The sequence below is a fragment of the Aliiglaciecola sp. 3_MG-2023 genome, assembly GCF_030548205.1.
Classification (GTDB): domain Bacteria; phylum Pseudomonadota; class Gammaproteobacteria; order Enterobacterales; family Alteromonadaceae; genus Aliiglaciecola.
Genome location: NZ_JAUORV010000015.1, coordinates 103,767 through 120,971 on the forward strand (window position 1 = coordinate 103,767; position 17,205 = coordinate 120,971).

General features: G+C 41.1%; 16 protein-coding genes. 10 read left to right on the forward strand and 6 right to left on the reverse strand.

All coding sequences use genetic code 11. The features are described 5' to 3' along the window. Window positions 1-16: 16 nt before the first annotated feature. The 5 genes from Q4574_RS16500 to Q4574_RS16520 form a co-directional block, all read right to left on the reverse strand. A complete protein-coding gene (locus tag Q4574_RS16500; protein ID WP_303475450.1) occupies window positions 17-2,131 on the reverse strand; it encodes an alpha-amylase family glycosyl hydrolase in 2,115 nt (704 codons plus the stop codon). A gap of 18 nt (window positions 2,132-2,149) precedes the next feature. Next, window positions 2,150-3,121 carry an aldo/keto reductase family oxidoreductase gene (locus Q4574_RS16505; protein WP_303475452.1) on the reverse strand — a complete coding sequence of 324 codons (972 nt, stop codon included), beginning with the start codon at window positions 3,119-3,121 and terminating at the stop codon, window positions 2,150-2,152. A gap of 113 nt (window positions 3,122-3,234) precedes the next feature. Continuing rightward, complete coding sequence (gene cydB, locus Q4574_RS16510; RefSeq protein ID WP_303475455.1) at window positions 3,235-4,233, reverse strand: cytochrome d ubiquinol oxidase subunit II; 999 nt, start codon at window positions 4,231-4,233, stop codon at window positions 3,235-3,237. After that, on the reverse strand, window positions 4,230-5,594 hold the full coding sequence (locus tag Q4574_RS16515) for a cytochrome ubiquinol oxidase subunit I (protein ID WP_303475457.1): 1,365 nt from the start codon (window positions 5,592-5,594) through the stop codon (window positions 4,230-4,232). Before Q4574_RS16515 ends, cydB begins: the two co-directional genes overlap by 4 nt. A 109-nt stretch (window positions 5,595-5,703) precedes the next feature. After that, window positions 5,704-6,249, reverse strand: a complete 546-nt coding sequence (locus Q4574_RS16520; RefSeq protein WP_303475459.1) for a GbsR/MarR family transcriptional regulator — start codon at window positions 6,247-6,249, stop codon at window positions 5,704-5,706. A 569-nt stretch (window positions 6,250-6,818) separates the two neighbouring features. On the opposite strand from Q4574_RS16520, the gene Q4574_RS16525 reads away from it, so the two are divergent. The 7 genes from Q4574_RS16525 to Q4574_RS16555 all read left to right on the forward strand — a co-directional run bounded on the left by Q4574_RS16525 (window position 6,819) and on the right by Q4574_RS16555 (window position 12,228). Continuing rightward, the gene (locus tag Q4574_RS16525; RefSeq protein ID WP_303475462.1) at window positions 6,819-7,793 is read left to right on the forward strand and encodes a DUF1852 domain-containing protein; all 975 of its coding nucleotides are present in this window, start codon (window positions 6,819-6,821) and stop codon (window positions 7,791-7,793) included. A 30-nt stretch (window positions 7,794-7,823) separates the two neighbouring features. Beyond that, window positions 7,824-8,852 (forward strand): methionine synthase, encoded by a 1,029-nt coding sequence (locus tag Q4574_RS16530; RefSeq protein ID WP_303475465.1) that lies wholly within the window; start codon window positions 7,824-7,826, stop codon window positions 8,850-8,852. Window positions 8,853-8,927: 75 nt separating this feature from the next. Beyond that, complete coding sequence (locus Q4574_RS16535; RefSeq protein WP_303475467.1) at window positions 8,928-9,791, forward strand: S9 family peptidase; 864 nt, start codon at window positions 8,928-8,930, stop codon at window positions 9,789-9,791. Window positions 9,792-9,851: 60 nt separating this feature from the next. Then, window positions 9,852-10,313: an N-acetyltransferase family protein gene (locus tag Q4574_RS16540; RefSeq protein ID WP_368411648.1), complete on the forward strand. Its 462-nt coding sequence runs from the start codon at window positions 9,852-9,854 to the stop codon at window positions 10,311-10,313. 97 nt (window positions 10,314-10,410) lie between these two features. Then, window positions 10,411-10,932 carry a lipocalin family protein gene (locus Q4574_RS16545; RefSeq protein ID WP_303475469.1) on the forward strand — a complete coding sequence of 174 codons (522 nt, stop codon included), beginning with the start codon at window positions 10,411-10,413 and terminating at the stop codon, window positions 10,930-10,932. Between the two features lie 104 nt (window positions 10,933-11,036). Beyond that, on the forward strand, window positions 11,037-11,564 hold the full coding sequence (locus tag Q4574_RS16550; protein ID WP_303475472.1) for a hypothetical protein: 528 nt from the start codon (window positions 11,037-11,039) through the stop codon (window positions 11,562-11,564). 100 nt (window positions 11,565-11,664) lie between these two features. Then, the gene (locus tag Q4574_RS16555; RefSeq protein WP_303475474.1) at window positions 11,665-12,228 is read left to right on the forward strand and encodes an alkylphosphonate utilization protein; all 564 of its coding nucleotides are present in this window, start codon (window positions 11,665-11,667) and stop codon (window positions 12,226-12,228) included. Between the two features lie 478 nt (window positions 12,229-12,706). Here the strand turns inward: Q4574_RS16555 and Q4574_RS16560 are convergent, their stop codons facing one another. Continuing rightward, window positions 12,707-14,440: a lysophospholipid acyltransferase family protein gene (locus Q4574_RS16560; protein WP_303475533.1), complete on the reverse strand. Its 1,734-nt coding sequence runs from the start codon at window positions 14,438-14,440 to the stop codon at window positions 12,707-12,709. 151 nt (window positions 14,441-14,591) lie between these two features. Between Q4574_RS16560 and pyrC the strand changes: the two genes are divergently transcribed. From pyrC to Q4574_RS16575, 3 genes are read left to right on the forward strand one after another with little or no spacing between them, the layout of a single operon-like run. Further along, a complete protein-coding gene (gene pyrC / locus Q4574_RS16565) occupies window positions 14,592-15,629 on the forward strand; it encodes a dihydroorotase (protein WP_303475476.1) in 1,038 nt (345 codons plus the stop codon). Next, window positions 15,629-16,477, forward strand: coding sequence for an ABC transporter substrate-binding protein (locus tag Q4574_RS16570; RefSeq protein ID WP_303475479.1), 849 nt, complete (start codon window positions 15,629-15,631; stop codon window positions 16,475-16,477). Before pyrC ends, Q4574_RS16570 begins: the two co-directional genes overlap by 1 nt. 12 nt (window positions 16,478-16,489) lie before the next feature. After that, window positions 16,490-17,179 carry a crotonase/enoyl-CoA hydratase family protein gene (locus Q4574_RS16575; protein WP_303475482.1) on the forward strand — a complete coding sequence of 230 codons (690 nt, stop codon included), beginning with the start codon at window positions 16,490-16,492 and terminating at the stop codon, window positions 17,177-17,179. The last annotated feature ends 26 nt before the right edge of the window (window positions 17,180-17,205 follow it).

Below are 17,205 nucleotides of genomic sequence, written 5' to 3' on the forward strand. Positions count from 1 at the left end.
TATTGTCTCAATTTAGTCAATTTATGGGGATAAGTGATTGCTCTATATCCGCATTTTTCTCAAGGGAGAACGTCTGCACAAGGCTTTTTCCTTGCCAGTCATTAATGGATACTCGAATATCTTTTGGCGCGTAATCCGCAAATTTCAGGTGATCAATAACCGCCGAATAGGGCGGGGTATTATCTTTGGAAATGACTTCATATTCTCCCTGTTGGTTTTTCATTTCCGTGGTCACTTCTAGTAACGGAAGTGGGTTGGAAAGCGCTTCTGATAGCTGATAATCAAAGCGAATGACCCGCCCTTGCTGTTCAAACCCTAAAAATTCAAGGGGAGCAATATTTGAATTTCTGACTTTCGAGTTGGCTTTAAGAACCGAATAACTCAATGCTGGCATAGTTATCTGTATTTTATCGCCATCCATATTAAACTCATTGTTGCCTGCTATCCATTGATAGCCTTTGCTACTGGCAGTTAGGGTAATCGTTTGTGGCTCGCTGGCCGGATTAAAGGCGAGCAAAAACTCGGTAGCCTGCTGTTTGTCCACCCGTGAAATGGCAAATGCATACTGACTGCCTTCACTTGGGCGAGTAAAAGTAACACCTCGACGCAAGGTTGGGTGGTCCATACGCAGTTGGGCTAACCTTTGCAAAGCGCGATATAACGGATGATTTTGATCAAAATTCTCTGATGCGGTGGTGGCATCAGTGCCAAGCAAGTCCAATTCATTGTATGCTGCTACTTGTGAGGCAAACATGTCTTCTCGCGCGCCAACGTCTCCCCCTGTGCCAACGAAACCTTGTTCATCACCGTAATAGATCACTGGAATCCCCCGGGATAAATACATGAAAGTGTGGGAAAGTATAGCTCGCTGGAGTTTTTCCTCTTCACTGGCATTGGGCAAGCTCTGATTAATAAATAGCCCAGCTCGTCCCATGTGGTGATTGCCTAAAAAATTCATTAATAAATCTGCTTGGCTATCATTGTCATTGTAAAAGTCGTCATTTTCAACCAGTTGAAATACTTTAGAAGGAGGGGCGTTACGATAAAACACATCGGTCGCGGCGGCTTGAAAGCCAAAATCCAAAACTGAAGGCATATTCCCTAATGTGGTATAACTGCTCAGTTCAATAGGATCTGCACTATACACTTCACCAAATATATGGAAATTAGGTATGGCCTGTTGTTTCGCATGGCTTAAAATAGCGGGGCTGAAGCTTGACCAAAAGCTCATATCCACGTGTTTGACTGTATCGATTCGAAATCCATCAGGTTTGAATTCACTAATAATGTTTTTATATATTTCAATCATGCCGTTAAGCACTTGTGGATCTTTTGTGTTCAAGTCGTCTAAACCTGAGAAATCGCCATTAATTAAGCTTTCACCCTGCCAAATACTATCGCCTTGGTTGTTATAATATTTAGGATCATTTAGCCAAGAGGGGACTTTGTCATTTTCGTATCCTGGGGGAACAAACGGCGTGTATTTGTCCCCAGATTCAACTTGAGCAACAGATTTATACGGACAGCTAGGTTCGTCTGTATAGCTACCATCGGGGTTATGGCATTCTCGATAACTGATGACATCCGCCGTATGATTGGTAATGATATCGAAAAATATTTTGATGCCTTTGTTGTGGGCAGCGTTAATTAAATCTTTAAGATCTTGATGACTACCAAAATGTGGGTCGATTTGCGTAAAGTCGAGTATCCAGTAACCGTGATGGCCATAACCGTCGTTTTGAATGGCTTTGTTGCGTAAAATCGGCGTCATCCAGATGGCGCTGATCCCTAAATTTTTTAAATAATCTAATTTTTGTTCTAAGCCTTTAATATCACCGCCGTGAAAACCTTTCATATGGTCAATGATATTGCCACCTTGAGAAATGGGGATTGAGGCAGAGCCCTTATCGTTTTCTGGATTGCCATTATAAAAACGGTCAGGTATCACAAAATAGAAAATATCGTCGCGCACGTCTCGATTGAGGTAATCACTATAGATATCAGGATAAGACAAGGTAATGGGGTCAAGGGCGGGTTTTTGACTGCCTGTTACCGGTTGGTTTTGGTCTGAACAAGCGGATAAAACAGAGCTAACGAACAATAACCTAAGTAAACGGTTTAGTAATTTCATGTTGGGCTCTCTGTTAATTTACGGTAATTCACAACCACGAGCTGTGACAAATAGTGAATACCAATGCTCCCTTGATAATTCAATTTGTGAAGCTTGGGCGCAACCTTTGATACGCATTGAATTTGTGGTGCCAATAATAGGTTGAATTTTAGCGGGGTGACGCATTAAGAAAGCAAGTAAAATAGCTTCTGGTGATGTTTGGTAATCCGCTGCAAGTTTGTTAACCAAAGCTGCTGTTTGTTGAATATGTACTGGCTGATTCAGCAAACTTTTGCCGGTTAATATGCCTTGGCAGAGGCTTCCCCAGGCTTGTACCTGAACGTTATTTAACTGGCAATATTCCATGGTGCCAGTAGCAAAAGACAGGTCTTTTGCTTGGGGGTTATTTGCCAGCACGGCATCTTCTAAGAAATCTAAATGGGTTAAATTTAACTCGATTTGGTTGGCGACCAGGGGGACCTCGAGGGCATGCTGCAATAGCTTCATTTGATGTGAATTTTGATTCGAAACCCCAAAATGCTTGACCTTGCCACTGTTTTTTAGAATGGAAAATGCTTCGGCAACCTCGTGGGCGTCCATTAACGGATCGGGTCGGTGGAGTAGTAATATATCGATATAATCTGTATTGAGCCGGTTAAGTATGCCGTCTACAGATGATAAAAGGTATTGTTTAGAAAAGTCGAAACGTTTAGGACCTTGTTCATCTTCAAATACAATTCCACATTTAGATTGTATTAAAATATTTTCCCGTAATTCCGGACGTGCTTTTAGTACTTCTCCAAAAACCTGTTCCGCTTTTCCCATGGTGTAAATATCAGCGTGGTCAAAACTGTTAATTCCACATGCAAGGGCTGAGTCAATTACATCATGGGCCTGTTTAACATGTTTGGATTCAAATGGTGATTTTCCCCATTCTCCACCTAGTCCCATACAGCCCAAAAAAATTGGGCTCATGTTGGGAAAATACGAATTCAATGGTATTTGTTTCATGCCAGCATCTTTTAAAATCAATTAATCTGTTCATTCTAATCAGTTTACATAAAGATTACATTGAATACGTATGCCCTAGCTAACTAAAAACCATTTTGAACACCGTCCTATGTCTAATGATATTCCAAATCTCGCACTTTTCCCCAAAACACACGGTATGAGAACAAGGTGTACGCAAAAATACAGGGAATAACAATCAGTGCGCCATACAAGATGACACGCAGAGATTCCGGGGCGCTAGCAGCTTGCCAAATATTGAGTTCACCGGGCACAACAAAAGGATAAAAACTAAACGCCAATCCTAAGAAACTAAAGGTGAAAATGGCGGTACACAGCACGAAGGGCAACCAGCAACCTGCATCATCTTTAAGGGGCAGTTTTTGTAATGTGAAGTAACCAATGACAAAAAAGGCAAAACACAATATGGGCACCAAGGCAATTAAATAGGCTAGGGGAGGTTGGGTCCAACGTTCGAATACAAACGAGTTAATGAGGGGATTAATTATACACACAGCCAAAATCCCAACGAGACATACTTTTCCTGCATTTTTTGCCCATTTTATTGCTCTTAGTTGCAACTGGCCTTCGGCTTTCATGATCAACCAACAAGCACCAATTAATGCATATGCCATTGCTACGCCAGCGGCACTGAGTAGGCTAAATGCTACTGACTTCAAACTAATTTCAAAGCCCATAACAAACATGCCCAACATGTAACCCTGAGCCGCTGCGGCAATAAAAGAACCCAACTTAAATAACTTGTCCCATCGGTCTTTTTTATGGGCGATTACCTTGGCTCTAAAATCGAAGGATACGCCACGAATAATTAAGCCAATGAGTAAGATTGCTGTTGGTAAATAAAGTGCTTTTAAAATAATACTGTGAGCACTGGGAAAGGCGACTAACATCAATCCAACTGCCAACACTAACCAAGTTTCATTGGCATCCCAAAATGGGCCGATTGAGGCGATCATTTTGTCTCTTTGTTGTTGATTATCCATGGGTAACAGTAAACCCACACCCAAGTCGTAACCGTCGAGAATGGCGTATACGAGTACGGAAAACGCCATTAAACCAGCAAAAATGATGGGTAACTGATGATCTAAAATCATTGGCTTTCCTCCGCCGTTGCTCTGGTGCGTGCGGGTGTGTATTCAGCCGCATCGTATTCTTCAATTTCCACAGACTTTCTAGCCATGTAAAACAAGGTTTTTATGTAAGCAAATAACAAGAATGCATAAAGGGACAGATACATGGCTAAGCTCACTCCAACATTTTCTGGTGCGATATCTGTTACCGCATCTGCGGTGGTTAAAATACCGCTCACCAAGTAGGGTTGACGGCCAATTTCAGTAACGTACCAGCCCGCTAAAGTTGCCACCCAACCAGAAAAAGTCATGCCAATAAAAAATTTCAACATCCAAGGGGCAAGTGAACCTTTTCGCCACAAGAAATAACTTGCCACCCAACTACTGAATAACATCAGCATGCCTAAGCCAACCATGATTCTAAAACCGTAAAACACAGGCTTAACGGGCGGATGTTTACCCTCAAACTCGTTTAGACCTCTAATTTGTCCATCGGGATCATGGGTTAAAATTACACTGGCCATTTTCGGTATGGCAATCTCAAAATGATTTGTACGTTGTTCTTCATCAGGGACTGCAAATAATAGCAGTGGCGCACCATTTGTTGTTTCCCAGACGCCTTCCATTGCTGCCACTTTTTGCGGTTGATGCTCGAAAGTGTTGAGTCCATGCATATCACCCATAACCACTTGTAAAGGGGTCAGTATGGCCGCTAGAAAAATTGCGGTTTTTAAAGCCAGATTAGGCGCTTTTTTGTTGTCACCGCGAAGGATTCGGTAAGCCGAAATGCCTGCAATTAGAAAACAAATGGTTAATCCTGATGCTAACAGCATGTGCCCTAAACGATAGGGGAAGGATGGGTTAAAGATAATTTCAAACCAGTCCACTGCATAAGCGACACCATCACGCATCTCAAAACCTGTAGGAGTATGCATCCAAGAGTTGAGGGCCAAAATCCAAAATGCAGAAAGTGATGTCCCTATAGCAACAATAAAGGTTGATAAGGTATGGAGCCAGGGAGGCACGCGATTAATGCCAAATAGCATGACTCCCAGAAACGTTGCTTCTAGGAAAAATGCAGTCATGATTTCGTAAGCGAGAAGAGGTCCTGCAATATTGCCTACCGTGCCCATAAAACCAGGCCAGTTGGTGCCAAATTGAAATGACATCGTAATTCCGCTCACTACGCCCATTGCAAATGTAAGGGCAAACACTTTTACCCAAAATCGATAAATTCGCATCCATACAGGGTGCTTACTAATGTGAAAACGAACGCGAAAATAGAAAAGCATCCAACACATAGCAATGCTAATCGCTGGAAATAAAATGTGAAAACTAATATTTGCTGCAAATTGAATGCGAGAGAGTAGCATTACGTCTGCCATTGAAAACCCCTAGCGGCGCTGATTTTAGCCGTGTTTAATTAATCTTAAAACTTGATGAATTTACCCTACTTACGGCGATAATCTGCTGTCTAACCTGAACCCTTTTGAATTAACTACTTTTTAAAAACTTATCCTTCATATCTAAAACTTTACCTACCCCGGAACCTAGCTTCATTAAGGTTGATAGCTTTTCTGGACTTAAGCGCTGCAACTCTTCACTCCACTGAGTCACGTTTTCCAATAAGTCATGAATTTCTTTTAACTGTTGTTGGGCATATTCTTCTTGTTGATTCGCCGGCGTAACTAAAAGGGTATCTCGAAGGACGCTCATAGTGGGCTCAATTTCTCGTTTACGACGCTCTTCAAATACCTTGTTTGCCATATCCCAAATGCTACCTAAAGATTTAAAGTAATCTTTTCGATCTCCAGGCACATGATGCATTTGTACTAGCCGCCATGACTGTAATTCCTTCAATCCCATACTGACATTCCCGCGAGAAACATTCAGAGCTTCAGCAATGTCATTGGCGCTTAAAGGCTCTTCACTTATTACTAAAAGCGCATACATTTGCCCGACAGTGCGGTTAAACCCCCAGCGGCTGCCCATTTCACCAAAATGCATAACGAAGGTTTCTATCATGGGTGTCATTTTCATGGATAATTATCTCTTTTCTGAAGTTTCAGTAATTTCTGAAAATTATAAACGTTAATTGATGTAGATCAAATATTATTTTGTTTATTTGTGATTATGGGAGCAGGAAGGTTATCTCTCGATAGGTTCTTTGGCTTCGAAAAACGAACAGCATAATCCATCCTTTTCCAGTTTAGTTAGTCTGCTACAGGTTAACTAAACTGTCTGTTAAAAAAAGCTGCGATCACCTTTATATGGGGGGTGTGCAAAGTACCAATTTTATTTAATTCACTATTAAAAAATCGAAAACATCAAATCAACCCCACCCACTTTAGAATTCATGAGCCTAATTCATGTATTAATGAAATTATATCATTTTTATTCATGTGTTAATCCGCGTATAAAACACTCTCTCCTTTGACTTACGACTTATATAAAAATTGCAGTGCCTTTTGATTACGTGACTTAGGTTCTGGCGATAGTGTCGCGAAAGCATTTATTGATTAACAAAGTCGTTAGTTAAAGCGGGAATGTCCATACAGGGCAGAAGATAAATTTAGGTTTTGTCGCAGATAAATTGGATACAGATCAGCATGAATAAAGAGTTTACATTTACCATTAACAGCGTCGCCTTTGATGAAGACTATCATCCATCGGAGAATACTCGTATCACTACCAACTTCGCTAATTTGGCGAGGGGGCAGAGCCGTCAAGCAAACTTGCGTAATGCGCTTAATATGATCGACAACAGTTTCAACGGTATGGCGTGTTGGGATAATCCAAATGGAAACCGCTATTCTGTGGGGTTGGATATCATCACCGTCGATATTGACATTGAGGGCAGTGGTCGTAGCTTTCCATCGATTGAAATATTAAAAACCACTATCGTAGATCATAGAACCAATAAGCGCATAGACGGCATTGTGGGCAATAATTTCTCGTCTTATCTGCGAGACTATGATTTCAGTGTTTTATTGTTAGAACATAATAAGAACCAGCCGAAATTTAGCATCCCGGATAACTTTGGCGATCTGCATGGCAAACTATTTAAATCTTTCGTTAACTCAGACGCCTACAAACAGCATTTTACAAAGCTACCTGTTATTTGTCTCAGTGTTTCGGATAACAAAACCTATTATCGGACAGAAAATCAACATCCCATATTAGGTGTTGAATATCAGGCAAGCGATTCATCTTTGACGGAACTCTATTTCAAAAAAATGGGCTTGCAGGTACGCTATTTTATGCCGCCGAATAGCGTAGCGCCACTGGCTTTTTATTCCTGTGGAGATTTGCTAAATGATTACACAGCACTAGAGCTGATCAGCACCATTAGCACTATGGAAACCTTCCAAAAAATCTATCGACCAGAGATTTATAACGCCAATGCCGTTGCTGGCCAGTGTTATCAACCGAATTTACAAAATCAGGATCATTCAATTACTCAAATTGTGTATGACCGGGAAGAGCGCAGCCAGTTGGCAAATGAGCAAGGAAAATTCGCTGAAGAGCATTTCATCAAACCTTACCAACGTGTCCTTGAACAGTGGTCTGCTAATTACGCTTAATCATCAACCTAATATAAGATTTTATTCATTATGAAAACACTACTACCTACCTCAACTGCGGGCAGTCTGCCTAAACCTGCATGGCTTGCACAACCTGAGACACTTTGGTCACCATGGAAATTGCAAGATGAAGAGCTAATTGAAGGCAAGCGAGATGCGTTACGTCTATCACTTCAAGATCAGCAACAAGCTGGGATTGATATCGTCAGTGATGGTGAACAAACCCGCCAGCATTTTGTAACTACTTTTATTGAACACCTTGATGGGGTTGATTTTGAAAAGCGTAAGACTGTGAAAATTCGCGATCGCTATGATGCCAGCGTACCCACAGTGGTTGGTGCTGTTGCTCGTCAAAAAACAGTTTTTGTTGAAGATGCTAAATTTTTACGAAAGCAAACCAAACAACCCATTAAATGGGCGCTTCCCGGGCCGATGACGATGATTGATACCTTGTTTGATGATCATTATAAAAGTCGCGAAAAATTAGCTTGGGAGTTCGCTAAAATTCTTAATCAAGAAGCCAAAGAGTTAGAGGCGGCCGGGGTTGATATTATTCAATTCGACGAGCCCGCCTTTAATGTGTTTTTTGATGAGGTAAATGATTGGGGTATCGCTACTTTGGAACGGGCAATTGAAGGGCTCAAATGTCAAACTGCGGTACACATTTGTTATGGTTATGGCATAAAAGCCAATACGGATTGGAAAAAGACCTTGGGCTCAGAGTGGCGGCAATATGAAAAAGCCTTTCCCAAATTGCAAACATCGAATATCGATATAGTTTCATTGGAATGTCAAAACTCTCGAGTTCCTATGGATCTTATTGAACTTCTTAGAGGTAAAAAAGTGATGGTAGGGGCCATTGATGTGGCAACTAATAAAGTAGAGACTCCTGAGGAAGTCGCTAATACCTTGCGAAAGGCCCTTGAGTTTGTCGATGCTGACAAACTATACCCATCGACCAACTGTGGTATGGCTCCTTTGCCGCAACAGGTGGCTCGCGCCAAATTATCCGCATTATCCGCGGGCACTGAATTACTGCGAAGCGAGCTTAAAAACTAATAACACTCAAGTTTAAACATGGAAAACTTAACGTCTGCAGTTTAATCTACTTAAATAGTAAAAAAGACTGTGGACGTGACTTCTGTGAATTTGATTAAGTATTTGCTGTGCTTGTATGTGTTCTTAGCAACAGATGCCTTTAGTGGGGAGACCTCATTATTATTGGATAATGGCGCTTATAAAATCCCTGCAATCTACTCTACCCCCTCCAGCCCCGGGAATTATCCGGCTGTCATTTTATTGCACGGAACGGCATCGAATAAAAATGAAGTGGGAGATTTATATGCAGTATTTGCCAAACAGCTAAGAGAGCATAATATCGCATCCATTAGAATCGATTTTGCTGGTACTGGCGATAGCGAAGTAGATTACCTGAAGTACACTTTAGACAGTGCAGTTGCTGATGCAAATATGGCACGGTTGTTTTTAACTGAACAACCACAAATAGATAGCGACGCCATCGCCGTGCTTGGATTTAGTCAAGGTGGGTTGATTGCTCAATTGTTAGTGATAGAGCATCCAGAACTTGCTGCTTTGGTAACTTGGTCATCAGTGGTTGGTGATGGCAATGAGGCGTTTTTAAGTCTATTCCAAGCTAAATACCCAAACGCCTTAGATAACGGTTTCGCCCAATTAACCTTTGACTGGCGAGGCCCCTTGAGTTTGAGTTTGCAATGGTTCGAGCAGGTCAAAAAACAAAAATCGTTAACTGAATTGGCGAACTATACTGGGCCCACTTTAGCCATTGCTGGTGGCGCTGATGACATAGTTGATCCAATCTCCTCAGTTCGGTTAATTCAAGGCGTAGGCTCCGAAGATGGCCAAGCGGTGGTGCTCAAAGGGGCCGACCATATATTTAATGTTCTAGACTCAGCCGCCCATGAAGACGAGGTTTTGCTAAAAATTACCTTGCAATGGTTACTAGAAAAGTTACATTAAATTCATGTTATTCGTTTCATTACGCACACTTAACCAAAATAAACTAGGTGAATTTAACCGTTGGAAAATATAAGTATAAGAAAAGCAACAATAGACGATCTTGAAAAATTAAGAGAATTAGAACAGAAGCTGATTGCCGCTGAGCGTCCTTTCAATTCCATATTAAAAACAAAAGATGCTATTTACTACGATATCGAAAGTTTAATTACCAGCAAGTCTTCGCATTTGGCTGTAGCGGAAATTGATGGTGAGATTATCGCCACTGGCTATGCTCAAATACGTGAGTCTAAGATTGCCCATAGACATGATTATCATGTTTATTTAGGTTTTATGTTTGTAGCTCAAGAGTATCGTGGTTTAGGAATTAACAAACAAATTATGCAAAGGCTAGTTACCTGGGGTAAAGAGCAGAATTTGAGTGATTTTTACCTAGATGTTTATGCCACCAATGAATCGGCTATTAAAGCCTATAGAAAAGCCGGATTTGCTGAATCCACCTATGAAATGAAGCTGAATCTGTAGAGTAGCTTAGTCTAAAAATTGTTTAAATAAGTGATACAAAACCGCAATTTATACGTTATAACAAATAGATTTGTTTAGTTTATTGGGTTTACGATTTATGAAATTAAAACTTCTGTTTCTTTTGGTGGTCAGTTTTTTAGTTGCCTCATGTACTTCAATTCCTAAAGGGATTGAGCCAGTTAATAACTTTGATTTAAATAAATATTTGGGTACTTGGTACGAAATTGCTCGTTTTGACCACAGCTTTGAAGAAGGTTTAGAGCGAGTGACTGCCGAATACACTCTGCTTGATGATGGTGGAGTGAGGGTGACTAATCGTGGTTTTAATCCAGAAAATAATGAGTGGAAAGAAGCGGAAGGCAAGGCCTATTTTGTTGGAGAGGAATCAACGGGGCATTTAAAAGTATCATTTTTTGGTCCATTTTATGCCAGCTACATCATATTTTTCCTTGATCAAACTGGCTATGAGTATGCTCTAGTCAGTGGTCCAAACCGAGATTATTTGTGGATCCTCAGTAGAGAACAAGAACTGCCAAAATCAACTGTAGAGATGTTGATTCAAGAGGCCAGTGACGCCGGTTTTGATACTTCCAAGTTAATTTTCGTTGACCATAACTAGTCAAAGATATGAGGTTTCGTGCATAAATAATGAAATTAATATTTATGTATGAAGGTCTTAGCTAAAAAGCAAACTCGAAACTAGTAAAACGCGGATGGAAAAACATGCTCGAAAGTCAGCTTGAAGTTGTGCGCCAAGCCAAGCAATTTTTAATAGAAACTGATAATAAGGATTATCAGGAGATTTTGAAACCCCATTTATCCGGAAGCGCGGGTATGCATATGCGGCACATTCTTGATCATTATTTAGCTTTAAAAAATGGTATCAGCCATAAGCTTATTGATTACGATAAGCGGAACCGATATACGGAATCTGAAAGTTGCCCTCAAGCTGCATTAAAGCAATGGCAGGAAATTGAAAACTGGCTAGTTCATGTTTGCCAACAAGATCTCAATGTGGATTTGCAGGTAAGCAGTGAAGTGAATGCTAATAAGGTCGAAAAGGTAAACGTGCACTCTACGCTCGCCAGAGAGTTAATGTTTATATCAAGCCATGCTATTCATCATTTTTCGTTACTCAATGTGATTCAATCTTTAAGAGGTAACACAACGCCTGAAAACTTTGGCGTCGCTCCTGCCACCATCAGTTTTCAGCGAGAAAAGGCGGGTAAAGTGTCGGTTGCCAATCCATAAATCCTTCTAAAACTCCTATCTAAATGCATAAAACCATAGAAATTTTGTGGTTTTTATGCATAATATCGCCGCTTAAATTCCAATCTACAAAGGTTTTAGCATGTCTATCGAACAAACTCTTTTATCTCGCAGCAACAAAGCGTGTGAATTATGCGGCGCAACTGACTCATTGGTCGTGTATGAAGTTCCGCCAGAAGAGGCCCATGCAGATAAATGTATTTTAGTATGCAGTACATGCCAATCACAAATAGCGGGTGATGCAGAGCTTGATATGACCCATTGGCGTTGTTTAAACGATAGTATGTGGAGCCAAGTACCAGCAGTGCAAATCGTCGCATGGCGGATGCTTAAAAGGTTGTCTACTGAAGGCTGGGCTCAGGATCTTTTAGACATGTTATATCTAGATGAAGATATGCTTAAATGGGCAGAGTCAGGTCTTGTTGAGCAAAATGAAGAGCCAACCTTAGATTGTAACGGCACAGCGTTGCAGGCTGGCGATACAGTCACTTTAGTAAAAGATTTGAACGTAAAAGGCGCGAATTTTACCGCCAAACGCGGAACCGCAGTTCGCGGTATTGCGTTGAGCAGTAATCCTGAGCATATTGAAGGCAAAGTGAATGGTCAGCGAATAGTGATCATCAGTGCCTATACCAAAAAATCATAATCGTAGTATAGGCATCAGCCCGAAGGTCGCCTTGCGTGTTTTGATGTGGAAAAATATTTCCATGGGCTAAAGCGCCATGCTACAGGGAGGGGTTTGTATTCTTTCCTCGTTGCTGTAGGTGGGGGATTTATCTCCTAGTTTTTGCCTTTGTATTTCCATGGGCTAAAGCGCCATGCTACAGGGTCGGGTTTGTATTCTTTCCTCGTTGCTGTAGGTGGGGGATTTATCCCCTACGTTTTTGCCTTTGTATTTCCATGGCCTAAAGACCATGCTACAGGGTTTGTATTCTTTCCTCGTTGCTGTAGGTGGGGGATTTATCCCCTACGTTTTTGTTCTTATCATCCATGGGCTAAAGCGCCATGCTACAGGGTGGGGTTTGTATTCTTTCCTCGGTGTTGTAGGTGGGGGATTTATCCCCTACGTTTTTGCCTTTGTATTTCCATGGGCTAAAGCGCCATGCTACAGGGAGATGGCGCACTCAACCTTCGTTTAACTTATACTGTTTCCACGCCTCTCCCAAATAAAGCTTCAACAGCTTCTCGGGGGCTTTCGGAAGTTCAACGCTCAATAGCAATCCTGGAGTGTCATTGAAATTTCCGTCTATACCCAAACAGTGAAATTTAGCCCCGAGTTTTAAATAATGCTTGGCTAGGATTGGAATGTCTTTTCCATCACTCTCTATGGCCGCCAGTAAGGTGGTTAAATGTGCGGATAAGTCGTGTTCTTTGGCAAAATCTAAAATTTCCGGGTGGGGTGGAAAATTGAATTTTTTATGGGGCGTTACTTTGTCTGTTGGTGTGACTAGCCCATGCTCGATTAATGCAACCGAACGTGGGTTATAAAGCTTACTCAACGAAACTGTGCCATATAGCGTCCGATAATGGGGAAATTTACATACAAATGCGCCAATACCTCGCCATAATAAAAACAATCCTTGGAAGCTCTTTTGATATTCGGGTATCAAAAATGATCGGCCTAGCTCAAGACAGGGTTGCTGTCGGTTTACAAATCCCGCCGAAAAGTTAAACATACGTGCCAAGTACAATTGGGATATGTCACCTTGTTCCAACAATTTGTCGGTTTGCCCCATCCGATATGCACCAATAATATTTTGTTTTTCATTATTAACCACAAATAATTGGGTGTAAGTGGCATCAAACTCATCAGTGTCTATTGGTTCACCGCTGCCTTCATTATGCTGGCGAAAAACGAGTTCCCGTAATCTGGCAATTTCAACTACTGTGTTAGGCAGTTGGTGTTGATAGCCGTAATAAACGGAGAATTCTTTGTGCACTAACAAACATTGATCTTTAGGTAGATTTTGCAATTCCTGGGCTATTTGTTGCCAAGGCACTTGATTTGCCAATGGTGCTTGTTGAATTTGTTGATCCGCAGGCCACGCCATATTCCAAAAGGGGTCTTGAGAATAACTCTGAATCCTGCAAAGTGCGGCCTGTTGTTTACTGTCTTCAACTTTATAAGTATTTGGCTTTACTAATGAACCACAGCTAATTTGTACTTGAGAGTTGTTTTTATTGAGTAACTCTCGAGCTAACATGAGCAATCTAAAGCGGTAATAAACCCGTCCTAGTCGATAGAATAAGGGACTATTTTGACCACTTACAAAAATGGGTAAAAAATGCGCTTGAGAAGCGTTAATAAGTTTCCCCACTATGCGGTTCCAATGATGTTCACTTATGCGTTTCTTATCGCCTTGGTAGTATGCAACACGACCTGCGGGGAATACCAATAACGCACCACCTTGTTTAACATGTTTCAAGCTTGCACGAATAGAAGGTGTATTTTTAGGATCGCGCTCAGACAATGGATTGGTAAAAATAAAGTAGTCTTTGAGCTCTGGAAAAAGTTTTAATCCTTGATTGGCTAACACTTGCAGGTCTGGACGTATTTGACCTATTAGCAAACACAATATTACGCCTTCTATACCACCAAATGGGTGATTACTAGCAATTACCAGTGGACCAGATTTAGGAATATTTTTTTGAACAGTCTCTCCACCTAACACTTCAATATTGAGTACTTCCAATAATTTTTCGGCAAACGCTTCTTTTTCAAGCCCTTGCATTTGATGTTGCTTATAAAGAACATCCATTTTCTTAACGCCCACTAAGCGGTCTAAGAGTTTAAGGGCAAGTGTGAGCGGTCCTTTTTTTTGCTCCACAAGATTAACCAGACTGATAGATGTCGACACCTGATGCTGCATATTTTCAGTTATTCTCAACAACGACAATTAATCTTTACCTTATAACAGAAGCTATTTATGCAATGCAAAAGATTATTTTTGCAATTTTTCGGGCATAATAGGGGGAAGATTTAGCGTAAACTATTACTATAGGCCAATGATGAATAAAATTACGATTACTGCCCCAGACGATTGGCACCTGCATTTCCGTGATCACGATATGTTAGGGGAAACGGTTCCAGCAACTGCCAGGTGTTTTCAACGTGCCATTGCAATGCCAAATTTAGTACCGCCCGTCACTACTGCTAAAATGGCAATGGAATATAAATCACGGATTTTGGCCGCCCGACCTGAAAATAGTCATTTTGAGCCACTCATGGTGTTGTTCCTCACGAATGAGACCAGTAAGCAAGATATCATAGATGCTAAAAACGCAGGTGTGGTAGCAGCTAAATTGTATCCTGCCGGTGCGACTACCAACTCAGATGCAGCAGTAGCTGGAATAGAAGCTCTGTATCCCGTTTTTGAAGAAATGGCCGAACAGCAAATGCTGCTACTCATTCATGGAGAAGTGACGCAAGCCCATATTGATATTTTCGACCGAGAAAAAGAGTTTATCGATCAGCATCTTGCACAAATTGTAGAACGTTTTCCTCACTTGAAAATAGTCTTTGAACATATCACTACCTCTGACGCTGCGGAGTTTGTTTTGCAAAGTTCTGACAAGGTAGCAGCCACCATTACCCCACAACATTTATTATTGAACCGTAATGATTTGCTAGTGGGAGGGGTCCGTCCTCACAATTTCTGTTTACCTGTACTTAAACGTAACACCCATCAGCAAGCCTTAAGAAAAGTCGTTGCTAGCGGTTCTAAAAAGTTCTTTTTAGGGACGGACTCTGCGCCCCATGAAAAGCATAGAAAAGAATCCGCATGCGGATGTGCAGGCTGTTATAGTGCGTGGAGTGCGTTAGAATTATACGCGCAGATATTTGACGATTTAGGTGCAATCGATAAGCTTGAGGGTTTTAGTAGTCACTTTGGTGCAGACTTTTATGGCTTAGCACGCAACACCCAAACCGTAACATTAGTCAAAGAAAAGTGGCAAATACCTGAACAAATCATCCTTCCAAACGGAAACCCCATTGTACCGTTTTTCGCAGGACAAACAGTTGATTGGAAAATAGAAAACCTTTAATGATGCAATTAAGGCGAATGTTTTCTTTATATAAATTAGCCTCCATATCAACCGGTAATTTAGTCATATTATTACTGGGTTTTTATTATGGTGGGGCGTCCGCACAATCTTCCGAAGATTTTTGGGTTTTGGCATATCCTGAACCGCCTTTTGTTGAACAGACAGATAAGGGCAAGTTAACAGGTTTTTTAGTTGATGAAGTGAACGGGATTTTGACAACCGCTGGGATTCATCAGCAAATTCTACTAGCCCCTTGGAAACGCCTTGAACAAGAAGCTAAAATTAAAGCGAATGTGTTGGCCTTTGCTTTGACTCGCACGGCAGAAAGTGAGCAAAATTATCACTGGATTACGCCTTTAACTGCAAATGTGTATTCAGTTTATAGCTCTCAAAAACTCGCTAGCCCGTTAAATAATCTTGAGCAATTATCTGAATTTGACTCCATTGCAGTATTAGAGAATGATGTTCGTCACAAAATACTGCAGGCGCAAAATGCTAAGAACATTCACGCCTATACAAGTTGGTCAGAGGCAATTGATAGTGTCGTTAATGAACACTCCAGTGCAATATTTTTTTCGGATGCAGGAATGCAATATTTTTGTCGCGTCCAAGGGAAAGGCTGTAGTCAGCTAGAACGCGTATTTATGTATGAAGAAACGGTCACTTATCTTACGTTGTCAAAACTGGAGTCAAGCCCAGAGTTGGTGAACAGATTAAAAAATGCGGCAAAGCAATACAAACAATCAGATGCATTTAAACGAATTTCTAAATATTGGCTTAAACAATACGAAAACCTGCCTATTCCTATGCATATGGAAGAAGGTGTACTTAATTTGTGGAATAAATAATCGGACCTGACTATGACTAAACTTGTTAGTTATCAAAATCAAGAAACTTATGCCTTAATCACTATCGATAATGGGAAGGCCAATGCTCTTTCACCAGACGTTATTGAGCAAGTAAATTTGTGTTTAGACAAGGCTGAGAAAAATCAAAAAGTAGTGGTGTTAACTGGCAAAGCAGGTATGTTCTGCGCAGGTTTTGATTTAGGCGTGATGAAACAGAGTGTTGAGTCAGCAAGGGAGCTCGTGAAAATGGGCTCAATGTTGTCAAAGCGCCTTTTATCCTTTCCAACCCCGGTTATTGCTGCTTGCTCAGGACATGCGGTAGCCAAGGGAGCATTTCTTTTGTTATCAACGGATTATCGTATTGGTACCGACGGAGATTTTAAAATTGGTTTGAATGAAGTGGCCATCGGTATGACCATGCACCAAGTTGGTATTGAGTTGGCGCGCAACCGTTTAACTCCTCGCTTTTTCAATCGTTCGGTTATTAACGCTGAAATCTTTAGTCCTGGACAAGCACTAGAGGCCGGATTTTTAGACTTGGTAGCGAAGCCCAAAAAGTTTGAAAAAACCGTCAACAAAGTTGCCTCCGCAATGGCTTCTTTAGATTTGAAATCTCACCGGGCAACTAAATTGAAAGCAAGAGCTGAACATTTGGCCGCTTTAGAAAAAGCCATTGAGATTGATCTCAATAGTTCTATCTAACTACTTTTAACCTTTATTTTAAAGAG